The following is an 11,558-nucleotide window of genomic DNA, read 5'->3' on the forward strand; positions in this document are numbered from 1 at the left end:
GGGTTAGGGTGGGGTAAACAAATATTTTGATACACTACTACAGACTATAAAGTCCCAAATAATACCATTAGACATCTCCAGAAAATTATGCGTTACCTAAAACCCTTGTAGAGACGTTGCAATTCAACGTCTCTACATTGTTTTTTGGAGATGTCTATTCTATTATTCAACCCTCAAATTAAGCTTATCGTGCTACGACAATTATTCTGATCCGAACCGTATTGGCTCTTAAGGCAAATTTTCTCGCAGTAATGCTCGAAATCCTGCTTGTTGAAAATGCTCATCAGCAGTCAGTGCTTCAGTGATTCCGCTATATTGCATCACAATAAAAGATACGCAATCCACAAATCCCCATTCTTTCTCAGTTCGTTCCCGATATAGCTCAAAAGCACGTTCGTAGAGTTCTTGAGAGAGAGGGACAATTTCTACTTTGGAGTCTGCTACTAGAGAATTTAATAATATGATTGCCGCCTGACGATAAGGTTGTTGGGATAAGGCATTGCCAATTTCCAACATTACCGCCTGTGTTGTCACCAAACGAGTTTCTGCCGCTTGTAACATTTTAGCCAGATGTAAGGCTCGGTCATGTAAGCGATCGCTCGGTGCAGATAAAGCAATGGCAAATGATGTATCAAGAAAGACTTCAGAATGCATGGGAAGTTTACTTACTGTACAAATATTTATCTATATTGCTAGACCAATCAGATGGCCCATCTAGGTTGAGCGATCGCGCCGTTTGCAGAAATGACACCGTTTCGTGTTCGCTTGGCGGTAAAATTTCGATACTGATTCGCACGCGGGTATTGATTGGCAGTGCGATCGTTTCAGCCGGATAGAAGACTTTGCCATTAAACACAGCTGTGATTTTTTCTACCATTATTTTGCAAAAATTGCTTTTAGTCTATCCTAAGCTGGTTGTAATAATACGAGTAGAGTCTACGGCTGAATTACTAGTGAAGATACTTATATCAATCTTACGAATTATATCGATTTTCGATAATTACCTCAGCCATCAACTGAACTAATGTTACGTAAGTGCGACGAACTTCTTTAAACTTCAATTCTCTCCCTCACAGCTTTGCAGAGGGACAGGTTTTGGGTAGTAAAACCAGGGAGAAGTCTTTTAGGGACAAAAGCGAGAAACTTTTTTAGCTTTCCCCCAATTCTTCATAATAAATTATTGTGGCAATTCTATACAAAAATAATGTATGTATGCTGTAAACAAATCAGCTTTTTGAAGTTTGGCAGAACGCAAAGTTTAGACCCTGCTATTGCTACTTATAAAAAAAATCCAAGTCAGATGATAAATATTATTCTATATACCCTATAATCTCTAATACGGTATCTGCTTAGAAATACCGTAGATTTAGGGGTGAATTCTGATGAGCAAGTCGCAACAAACGACACATTTTAGTAAATTGCTAATTGAGAGAATACAGTCTTATGTCATGAAAGCATTACAGACCATACAACTCTCATATAAAGACACAATTAGAAATTGGTTAAATAGACACACTGTGCAAAGCTTTGTGAGTCTGTTTCTAGTGGGTGCTTTTTTGAGTATAACAGTTGCCTCCTGCTCTGGAAGCAGTTCAGCTAGCAAAAATGATGTCAAGTTGAAACTTGTGTCTTTCTCTGTCACCAAAGCGGCTCATGACCAGATAATCCCCAAATTTGTCGAAAAATGGAAGCAAGAACATAACCAAAACGTCACATTTGAGCAAAGTTATGGTGGTTCTGTAGCTCAAGCGGCGGCTGTGATTGCTGGTTCCCAAGAAGCAGATATAGTACATTTAGCGCTTCCTCTGGATGTCAGCAAAATTGCTCTTGCAGGTTTGATAAAATCAGGTTGGGAAACCAAAGCTCCCAGAAGTGGTATTGTGAGTAGATCGGTTGCTGCGATCGTTACCCGTGAAGGTAATCCCAAAGGTATAAATACTTGGGCAGACTTAGCAAAAGATGGCGTGAAAGTGATTGCGGCAAACCCAAAAACTTCTGGTATTGCTATCTGGGAATTTTTAGCTTTTTGGGGTTCGGTCACTCTAAACGGAGGCGACGAAGCCACAGCATTAGATTACGTCACTAGAGTTTATAAAAATACTCCCATTTTGACGAAAGATGCCCGTGAAGCTAGCGATTTATTTTTTCAAAAAAATCAGGGTGATGTCTTAATCACCTACGAGAATGAGGTAATTTTAGCAGGTAAAAATGGAAATAAGTTGCCTTATATTGTACCCAAAGTCAATATTTCCATTGATAATCCTGTAGCCATAGTTGATAAAAACGTTGAGAAACACGGTACAAGGGAAGTTGCACAAGCATTTGTTGATTTTCTTTACTCTACAGAAGCTCAACGAGAATTTGCTAAATTACAATATCGTCCTGTTAACCCCACTGTCACGCAAGAAGTAGCATCTCAATATCAGCCAATTGAAACTTTATTTACATCTCAAGATTTAGGCGGTTGGGATATTATCCAGAAAAAGTTTTTTGGCGATGGGGCAATTTTTGACAAAGTTCAAGCTGCCAGCAAAGCATAATATCTATATTTTTCTAGCAGCTAGCCAAATATAAATAATTCTCAATCACTTTACCTCAATTGATAATTTATGAGTTTTCATAGCCGATTGAAAGATGGCTTTTCACTCACTTTTTTAATGCTGATTACCAGCAGTGTCACTGCTTGTAATAGCGGACAGGAATTAAAAAGTCAAGTGAGTATTGATGGTGCGGCTGTAGGTTTTCCTGTTTCTTTAGCAGTTGCAGAAGAATACGGCAAAGTTAAACCTGAAGCAAAAGTTAGCGTTGCTTCAAGTGGGACTGGTGGTGGTTTCAGTAAATTTTGTAATGGTGATATTGATATTGCCGGTGCTTCTCGTACCATTCGAGATGAAGAAATCAAAAAATGTAAAAGTAAAAATATTGATTTTGTCGAGTTGCCTATAGGTTTAGATGGCATCGCTGTGATTGCTAACCGTCAAAATAACTTCGTCAAATGTCTAACTATTAAGGAACTGGGTAAGATTTGGGGTGCTAAATCAGACGGGAAAATCTTAACTTGGAATCAAGTTAATCCCAAATTTCCTAACCAAAAGCTGAAGCTGTATGCTCCAGCTTCTGATACTGGAACCTTTGATTATATGACTCAAGCTGTTACTGGAAAAGCCAAAAATGGCCGTACAGATTACACTCCCAGCCACAATCAAAACCTTTTAGTACAAGGAGTATCCGGGGATGTATCATCATTGGGTTACGTCGGGATATCTTACTACATTCAAAACCAAGAAAAACTCAATTTGGTCGCTGTAGAAAGTCCTACTGGAAAGTGCGAAAAACCAGTGCCAGTAGATAATGTCATCAAAAATATCTACACACCTTTATCTCGTCCCCTGTTTATCTATGTCAGCAAAAAGTCTTTAGATACCAAGCCAGCAGTCAAAGAATTTGTAGACTTTTATCTAGAAAATTCTTGGAAGTGGGTAGATAGTGTTGGTTATGTGGCACTACCCGATGAAGCTTACGTCAAGGTTAAACAAAAATTTGCTACGGGTGAAACTGGGACAAAGTTTAAAAAAGCAAAACCAGGTGAACCAATCACAAACTTTATTTAAATAAAGTTGCAGTTATTGTAGTCGGAGTAGAGTTCAAACTTAACTATTTATGCAAAATCTCAATTCTCAAGACGATCCTTATTTACTATCTAGACAGTCACTGGATAAAAACCCATCTGAAGATATCTCTGAAAAGATTGTTGCAGTAATTTTATTTGCTTGTGCTTTAGTTTCTGTTTTGACTACCTTTGGTATTGTCGTAATTATCTTTCAAGAGACATTTGGTTTTTTCCAAGAAGTTTCCTTTGCCGAATTTTTTCTTGATACTAAATGGACACCTCTATTTGCAGATAGACATTTTGGCGTTTGGCCCTTGATTAATGGCACTTTTTTGACTACAGCTATTGCGATGGCAGTTGCTATTCCTTTGGGTTTATCTTCGGCCATTTATTTAAGTGAGTATGCTCAACCCAAAGTAGCAGCAGTTTTACGTCCAGCAGTAGAACTTTTAGCAGGAATACCAACAGTAGTCTATGGTTACTTTGCGCTGTTGTTTGTCACACCATTGTTGCGGTATATTATCCCTCTGGAAATATTCAATGCTTTGAGTGCAGGGTTAATGATGGGCGTAATGATTACTCCTACTGTTGGTTCTATCAGCTTAGATGCTATTAAAGCAGTTCCACGCTCTTTGCGAGAAGGATCTTATGCTTTAGGTATAACTAAACTAGAAACCATTTTTAAAGTAGTTCTACCAGCCGCGCTTTCTGGAATCATCGCTTCAATTATATTGGGTATTTCTCGCGCTGTGGGTGAAACAATGACTGTCCTAATCGCTGCCGGACTACAGCCAAAGCTGACTGTTAATTTTGCGGAATCAATAGAAACAATGACAGCTTACATGGCACAAATTTCTGGTGGAGATAGCCCACGTGGTAGTCTAAATTTCAAGACATTATATGCTGTAGGTGCTGTTCTGTTTATAATTACCCTAGCTTTGAATATTGTTAGTTACTGGGTTGCAAATCGCTTTAAAGAAAAATACGATTAACTAAGTATGGCTACAAGTTACCAACAAGATGATTCTCTAGATTCTGCCATAGAATTTACCGATAATGTTGAGAGTAGGGAGACATTAGGCAAAGTATTTGAAGTACTTTTTTTGTTAGGATTGCTAATTGGTTTATTTGTCCTAGCATTGCTACTTTTTGATATTTTTAAAGACGGATTAGGCAGATTTTTAACACCCGGTTTTCTCACAGAAACTCCTTCTCGTTTTCCTGACCAAGGTGGTATTCGTCCTGCAATTATCAGCAGTGTTCTTTTAGGAACTGTTGTAATTTTGGTGACTGTACCAATTGGTGTAGGAGCAGCTTTATATCTAGAAGAGTATGCACCGAAAGCTTGGTGGACAGCAATTATTGAGATTAATATCAGTAATCTGGCGGGAGTGCCTTCTATTGTCTATGGATTGCTAGGTTTAGGAGTTTTCAATTATTTACTTGGGTTTGGCCCCGCTTTGATTTCTGGTGCATTGACTTTATCTTTGTTGTCTTTACCAGTAATTATTGTCACCTCTAGAGAAGCAATTCGCGCTGTCCCCGATTCCCTGAGAAATGCTTCTTATGGATTAGGTGTTACAAAATGGCGCACTATCAGCAGTCATGTTTTACCTTATGCTATTCCCGGTATTTTGACAGGAGTGATTATCTCTGTATCCCGCGCTATTGGTGATGCAGCTTCTCTGATTGTTGTCGGTGCTGTGGGTTTTCTCACTTTTGATCCCGGTTTGTTTCAGAGATTTATGGCATTACCCATTCAAATTTACAGTTACATCACTCGTCCTGAACCGGGTTTTGCTGATGCAGCAGCAGCAACAATTATTGCGTTGTTACTTCTGATTTTAGTTTTAAATGGTGTAGCAATTTATATTAGACAACGCTTCTCAATACGTTAGCTAATTAAATATCTAATTGGATACATTCACGAATATTAGGAGATCCGAAAAATGACTTATAGCAATAATAGTAGAAGTCAATCAGATAGTGCCACAATCGACTATGAAAAGAGCGTATTCAATGTTGAAGGTGTGAAGGTTTTTTATAGCGGATTTCTGGCACTTCTAGATGTCTATCTTAAGATTCCTGAAAAACAAATTATTGCTTTTATTGGGCCTTCAGGATGTGGTAAAAGTACGTTATTGCGTTGCTTCAACCGGATGAATGATTTAATCCCTGGAGCTAGGGTTGAGGGTAGACTGAATTATCGCGATCGCAATATTTACGATCCTAAGATAAATTCTGTCAAATTACGCCGCCAAGTCGGAATGGTTTTTCAAAGACCGAATCCTTTCCCCAAGTCAATATACGAAAATATTTCTTTTGGGCCGCGTTCTAACGGTTACAAAGGTAACATTGATGAATTGGTGGAAGATTCCCTCAGACGTGCTGCTATCTGGGATGAAGTCAAAGACAAACTCAAAGAGAAGGGTACTGCATTATCTGGCGGACAGCAGCAACGACTTTGCATAGCCCGTGCGATCGCAATGAAGCCAGATGTATTATTGATGGATGAACCATGTTCTGCTCTCGACCCAATTTCTAGCCGCCAAGTAGAAGAACTCTGCTTAGAACTGAAGCAGCAATATACCATCATCATGGTGACACACAATATGCAGCAAGCTTCCAGAGTGGCAGATTTCACAGCTTTCTTCAATACAGAAATTGACGAGTATGGCAAACGTCGCGGCAAATTAGTTGAATTTAATCCGACAGCCCAAATGTTCAGTTCTCCTCAAACTAAAGAAGCTGAAGACTATATCAGTGGACGTTTTGGTTAAAGAGCTTGTTCTAAGTATCTAGGATAATAGACAACCTTGTACAATCAGGTAAAACTTTGTACAGGGTTTTGTTTTGTGATACCAGACTCACGAAAATAGCGATCGCACTACAGACTCAATCTATAATGCTTAGAAGAATCACCCTATGCTGCATAACACTCAAAAAATTTTGCTTGAGTTTTATCTGAACCCGCGATTAGTCTATTTCTCCGACATCCCGTAGCACTGCATCAATGAGGCTAGGTCGGATATAAATTCCATTGGTGCGTAACTGCTCAATATATACTTTAAGCTCAACAATCAAGCCTGCTTTTTTCGCCTTACGCAAAATGCCAAGAGTACCTATCCGGCGAATTCCTAAGCGTTCTGCAACCCTTCGTGCTTGAGCATCATCCAAAAGTACCGTACTATCTGGAGTGGACTAGTTAATCATCGCGCAATTCGTCGGCGATTTGGTCATCATCTAAGTTGATAACAGGGATTTGCAAACGTCCTAGTTCGTACATGAACTGCGGTTTGTTCATGCTGCAAAAGGCGGCGGCTTTACCAAGCGATAGTCGGCGTAGCTCAAATAGTTTGACTGCGAGCAAAAATGTGAGTTCTGCTTCTAAGGCTTGGGGTGATTTACCAGAGGTAATAAGTAAGTCATCGGGATAATGAAGGGATAGGATGTGCATGATTCACTTCTGTGTTCCTGATTCCTAATTCTGTCTTGATTATGGCTTACACCAGTCCAATTAGCATAGCGAAGCGACGCACCCAGTGGTGACTCAACAACAACTCGACGACTGGCTAAATCACGATTAAATCGCTTATCGATGAATGATGAGCTGATGTTGCTTTGCATTAGCTTAATTCTGGAAAATATGCTGAGGCTTAATAGTCCAAAATTGAAGTAATATTTCAGTTTAGTACTTATACTGTGTATTATGTTTAAGCCTCTGTCATTTGCTTTAGTTGCAGCTACCGTTTTAATAGCATCAATCAATAATCCCAGTGCTACCTTAGCTCGAACTTGTGCTTCTAAGTGTGGGTCGCATCCAATTCAGTTTACACCTGGGCAACACATCCGAGTTGAAGTGATAAATAGCACGCCTAACATCATCAAAATCCAAAAACCCTCTGGGACTGATGCAATGACCTTGAGTCCAGGGCAGAAACTAAGTTTAGAACAAATAGAGGGTACGGAGCCAAATACATCTCTGATATTTTGGAGCGAAAAAGGTTTATCACTACAAGCAATTGTCTCGAAACCTAACTTTGGCACATTGCGGCTCGAACTCCGTCCGACTTGGCGCTCTCCGGGCGATCGCTCTTTGTATATTATGGATGATGGTAGAATAAACGTGTTTTAGACAGCAAATTAATGTTATTAGTTATGAGTTAAGAAACAACTTTCAATTCAACACTCATAACTAAGTAAATTCTAACTTGTATTGTGCTAGACAGACCTGTATCTGAATTCTCAAAACCTACCAGGCGCTTACCTAATCAGCGGTGGCAAATTTATCCACAAAAACCAGAATTTGCCCAAAAACTGGCGGTTTTGATCAATGTTTCACCCATTATCAGCCAATTGCTGATTAATCGGGGTATGGAAACACCAAAACAAGCACAAGCATTTTTAAATCCAGAATCTTTAGTTTTACCTTCGCCGTTAGAAGATTTCCCAGATTTGGCAATTAGTTTGGAGTTGTTGCAAAATGCGATCGCTTCTCAAACAAAAATTGCTATTTGTGGTGACTACGATGCTGATGGGATGACCAGCACGGCTCTACTTTTGCGTAGTCTCCGTACTTTAGGCGCACAGGTAGATTATGCTATTCCCAGCCGGATGCACGAAGGCTACGGTATCAATAAACGCATAGTTGAAGAATTTCACAGCGAAGGTGTGGGATTAATTCTGACTGTAGATAATGGCATCTCTGCGTTTGAACCAGTTGCTAGAGCTAGAGAACTTGGTCTTGCAGTTATTATCACCGACCACCACGATATCCCCCAAAAATTACCGCCAGCTAATGCTATCCTCAACCCTAAGCTAATAGCAGAATCCTCACCCTATAGGGGTGTTGCTGGTGTTGGTGTTGCCTATATTTTGGCAGTGTCTTTAGCACAACAGCTAGGCGAGACGAAGGGATTGATCCAGCCGATGCTAGCACTGTTTACACTAGGAACGATCGCAGATTTAGCTCCCTTAACTGGTGTAAATCGCCGTTGGGTGAAACGTGGTTTACAGCATTTACCCAAATCCAACTTAGCTGGGGTACAGGCTTTGATTCAGGTAGGTGGCGTGCAAGCGAGGGGAGATGAGGGAGCAGGGGGAGCAGGGGGAGAAAAATTAATAACCCAATTTCCAATGCCCAATTCCCAATTCCCAATTCCCATTAATTCTGATTAGCTTTCCAGGTTGCTAGATCGGTTAAAGAGCGATCGCGGTAACGTCCGTAACGCTCTTGTTTACTTTTGATTTTCGCACCCAATTCGGGAAAAATCCCAAAGTTGGGCGGCATTGGTTGGAAATGCTTCGGCGAAGCGGAACTAATAAATTCCAATAACGCACCCATCATTGTTGTTGGTGGCAAAACTAAAGCTTCTTTACCCAAAGCTAGCCGTGCTGCATTAATTCCCGCCAAGCAGCCACCCGCAGCCGCCGCAGTATAGCCTTCAGTACCAATCAACTGTCCAGCAGCTAACAACGTCGGACGCTCTTTAAATTGCAAAGTAGGATGCATTAACTGAGGGGCATTAATAAAAGTGTTGCGGTGCATCACTCCCAACCGCACAAACTCCGCCTTTTCCAAACTGGGAATTAGCTGAAATATCCGCTTTTGCTCACCCCAACGCAGATTAGTTTGGAATCCTACCATATTCCACAGTTGACCGGCTTTGTCTTCTTGTCGCAACTGCACTACAGCATAAGGACGTTCCCCAGTGCGAGTATCTGACAATCCTACTGGCTTTAGGGGGCCGTAGCGCATGGTATCTTCGCCACGCTGTGCTAGTTCTTCAATGGGTAAACAAGCTTCAAAAAATTTCGCTGTTTCCCGTTCAAAACCTTTGAGTTCTGTTTGTTCCGCTTTACAAAGTTCTTCTCGAAAGTGCAAATACTGCTCTTTATTCATTGGGCAGTTGAGATAAGCGGCTTCACCTTTGTCATAACGTGATGCCATAAAAGCAACGTCACGGTTAATCGATTCTCCTACAATTATCGGACTAGCCGCATCGAAAAAGCTGAGGTATTCCATCCCCGTAAAGCGCTGCAAATCTTCGGCTAAGTCGGGACTGGTTAAAGGCCCAGTTGCCAAAACCACAATTCCTTCAGGAATCGCAGACACTTCACCCCGACGAAATTCGATTAAAGGATGGCTGGCTAAAGTTTGAGTCAAGTCTTGCCCAAATTGTCCTCTGTCTACCGCTAGCGCCCCTCCCGCAGGGACGGCGTGTTCATCAGCTTTCGAGATGACAATAGAACCCAGTTGGCGTAATTCTTCGTGCAATAATCCCGCCGCGCGATCGCTAGCCATTGCCCCAAAGGAATTACTACAGACTAATTCTGCCAAATGTTCTGTATGATGAGCAGGGCTAAAGCGTTTTGGACGCATTTCATGGAGAATTACCGGTACTCCAGCTTGGGCTATTTGCCACGCTGCTTCTGTCCCAGCTAGTCCACCTCCAATTACTTGTATCGGTTGTTGTTCCATAGTTAAATTTTTAATTCCTGTATTATAAGTATCTATCAGCATCACAGAAGTAAATTAAATAAAAAGTCATGCTGACTATACAATCAGCGTAAAACATGGTGTAGCAACAACACCAGATAATTTCTGCTATGCCTGTATTCTATGTAACCTTCAAAAAATTATAAATTATCTGTATCAATTCCCTTTTCTTTGAGTTTAGCTAACAATTCTTGATAGCGATCGCGCTCTTTTTCTAATTCTTGTAAAGCCGCTTCCTTTGCTTGGCGTTCTTGTTCGCGTAACTGGTCAATTTCTACAGGTGACAAAAACTTTTGTCCGGTGGGAGAAACAATTTCCAAAGTATCCGGTGTTAATGTAAAACGGATTCCCAAACGCGGACTTACCCAGCCATTCATCTCTTCAATGACTTCAAAACTATCTCCAGAACCGAGCAAGCCATTTAAATCGTTCTTAGCTGGATCGTAAATATAATATTCTTCCACACCGTAACGCTGGTAAAACTGCAATTTTTTGGTCATTTCTTTAAGGGTGTTACCTGGCGATAGTATTTCAAATACTACCTGTGGGGGGATATTATCTTCATCCCATTGTAAATAGGAACCCCGTTTTCCTTTTGGTCTGCCAAAGATTACCATTGTATCCGGCGCTTGTTTAATATTCGGGCTTCCTTTAACTGGATACCAAAACAAATCCCCGGCGATAAATACATCAGATTGTGATGCAAATAAAATTTCTAAATTTTCTTTGATTTTGACAATCCATGCAAATTGTTCTGTATTATCCGCCATTGGCTGTCCGTCGCTTTCTGGGTAGATGACTTCGATGGTGGTTTCTGGTGTAACTTGTTGTACCATTGCTGCATCTCCAAGTATGGGGTTTTTAGCTGATATTTCTAGTTGAGATGGCGATCGCGTTAATCTAAAATGCTTAGACGCAAAAAGGCTTGTCGTCAAACATCGGTTGTCTGAATTTATTCATTGAGAGACGTTTGCTGTAGTGCTTGCTGGACTTGTGCAACATTCAAATCTAACGCCTGTGATATCTGTTCTGCACTTAAACCTAGTGCTAGCAGTTTAGGTACAGCTTCTAACTTTGCCTCAAAACGACCTTCTTGTTTACCTTCTTGATAAACCCGTGTTTGTTTCAACTCACTTAGCCCAAACATTGCTTCTATCTCCTCTCGACTTATGTTAGGCAGTTTATAAACTAAGATTGTCTCTATTAATTCTAGTAATTGTTTTTGTGGTAGTTGCAAATTTACCGCTTGTTTAGTACGGTTAATTAGTTCTCTTGCGGTAGTAATAGTTGTATCTTCATTTTCAATTACTAATTTTAGGGTAGCAATACCTATTGGTAGTGATGCAGCTTCACCTAGTTCATCCAAGTAAATTACAGCACTTCCTGCTGATATGAGGTACAGTTGGTAAGAATAAAAATATTATCTTTTCATGAAAGCATATTCAATCG

At 40.4% G+C, this 11,558-nt stretch carries 13 protein-coding genes and 1 pseudogene; 7 read left to right on the top strand and 7 right to left on the bottom strand.

The genetic code is table 11. The features are described 5' to 3' along the window. Positions 1–228: 228 nt before the first annotated feature. Positions 229–654: a type II toxin-antitoxin system VapC family toxin gene (locus G1O98_RS32105; RefSeq protein WP_163936993.1), complete on the bottom strand. Its 426-nt coding sequence runs from the start codon at positions 652–654 to the stop codon at positions 229–231. A gap of 7 nt (positions 655–661) precedes the next feature. Continuing rightward, positions 662–877: a hypothetical protein gene (locus G1O98_RS32110; protein ID WP_163936997.1), complete on the bottom strand. Its 216-nt coding sequence runs from the start codon at positions 875–877 to the stop codon at positions 662–664. A gap of 505 nt (positions 878–1,382) precedes the next feature. Here G1O98_RS32110 and G1O98_RS32115 point away from each other — a divergent pair. The 5 genes from G1O98_RS32115 (at position 1,383) to pstB (ending at position 6,390) form a co-directional block, all read left to right on the top strand. Further along, positions 1,383–2,540, top strand: coding sequence for a sulfate ABC transporter substrate-binding protein (locus tag G1O98_RS32115; RefSeq protein WP_163937001.1), 1,158 nt, complete (start codon positions 1,383–1,385; stop codon positions 2,538–2,540). Positions 2,541–2,609: 69 nt separating this feature from the next. Then, positions 2,610–3,611 carry a PstS family phosphate ABC transporter substrate-binding protein gene (locus G1O98_RS32120; RefSeq protein ID WP_163937004.1) on the top strand — a complete coding sequence of 334 codons (1,002 nt, stop codon included), beginning with the start codon at positions 2,610–2,612 and terminating at the stop codon, positions 3,609–3,611. Between the two features lie 49 nt (positions 3,612–3,660). Then, positions 3,661–4,602 (top strand): phosphate ABC transporter permease subunit PstC, encoded by a 942-nt coding sequence (pstC, locus tag G1O98_RS32125; protein WP_163937008.1) that lies wholly within the window; start codon positions 3,661–3,663, stop codon positions 4,600–4,602. 6 nt (positions 4,603–4,608) lie between these two features. After that, positions 4,609–5,508 (top strand): phosphate ABC transporter permease PstA, encoded by a 900-nt coding sequence (gene pstA / locus G1O98_RS32130; RefSeq protein ID WP_163937011.1) that lies wholly within the window; start codon positions 4,609–4,611, stop codon positions 5,506–5,508. A 51-nt stretch (positions 5,509–5,559) separates the two neighbouring features. Next, on the top strand, positions 5,560–6,390 hold the full coding sequence (gene pstB / locus G1O98_RS32135; RefSeq protein ID WP_163937015.1) for a phosphate ABC transporter ATP-binding protein PstB: 831 nt from the start codon (positions 5,560–5,562) through the stop codon (positions 6,388–6,390). Between the two features lie 196 nt (positions 6,391–6,586). Here the strand turns inward: pstB and G1O98_RS32140 are convergent, their stop codons facing one another. Continuing rightward, positions 6,587–6,787: a DUF3368 domain-containing protein gene (locus tag G1O98_RS32140; RefSeq protein ID WP_243458608.1), complete on the bottom strand. Its 201-nt coding sequence runs from the start codon at positions 6,785–6,787 to the stop codon at positions 6,587–6,589. Between the two features lie 28 nt (positions 6,788–6,815). Continuing rightward, on the bottom strand, positions 6,816–7,067 hold the full coding sequence (locus tag G1O98_RS32145; protein WP_073645131.1) for a UPF0175 family protein: 252 nt from the start codon (positions 7,065–7,067) through the stop codon (positions 6,816–6,818). A 252-nt stretch (positions 7,068–7,319) separates the two neighbouring features. On the opposite strand from G1O98_RS32145, the gene G1O98_RS32150 reads away from it, so the two are divergent. Together G1O98_RS32150 and G1O98_RS32155 are read left to right on the top strand one after the other, a co-directional pair. Continuing rightward, on the top strand, positions 7,320–7,745 hold the full coding sequence (locus G1O98_RS32150) for a hypothetical protein (protein ID WP_163937018.1): 426 nt from the start codon (positions 7,320–7,322) through the stop codon (positions 7,743–7,745). An 83-nt stretch (positions 7,746–7,828) separates the two neighbouring features. After that, positions 7,829–8,695: pseudogene (locus G1O98_RS32155) on the top strand (DHH family phosphoesterase); the annotation flags it as partial. 79 nt (positions 8,696–8,774) lie between these two features. Here the strand turns inward: G1O98_RS32155 and trmFO are convergent. The 3 genes from trmFO to G1O98_RS32170 form a co-directional block, all read right to left on the bottom strand. Further along, complete coding sequence (gene trmFO / locus G1O98_RS32160; protein ID WP_163937021.1) at positions 8,775–10,091, bottom strand: FADH(2)-oxidizing methylenetetrahydrofolate--tRNA-(uracil(54)-C(5))-methyltransferase TrmFO; 1,317 nt, start codon at positions 10,089–10,091, stop codon at positions 8,775–8,777. A 158-nt stretch (positions 10,092–10,249) separates the two neighbouring features. Further along, positions 10,250–10,945, bottom strand: a complete 696-nt coding sequence (locus tag G1O98_RS32165) for a Uma2 family endonuclease (RefSeq protein WP_163937025.1) — start codon at positions 10,943–10,945, stop codon at positions 10,250–10,252. 116 nt (positions 10,946–11,061) lie between these two features. Next, complete coding sequence (locus G1O98_RS32170) at positions 11,062–11,511, bottom strand: Rpn family recombination-promoting nuclease/putative transposase (RefSeq protein ID WP_275941815.1); 450 nt, start codon at positions 11,509–11,511, stop codon at positions 11,062–11,064. Positions 11,512–11,558: the final 47 nt, after the last annotated feature.

The sequence above is a fragment of the Nostoc sp. UIC 10630 genome (assembly GCF_010747425.1).
In the GTDB taxonomy this organism is placed as follows: Bacteria; Cyanobacteriota; Cyanobacteriia; order Cyanobacteriales; family Nostocaceae; genus Nostoc.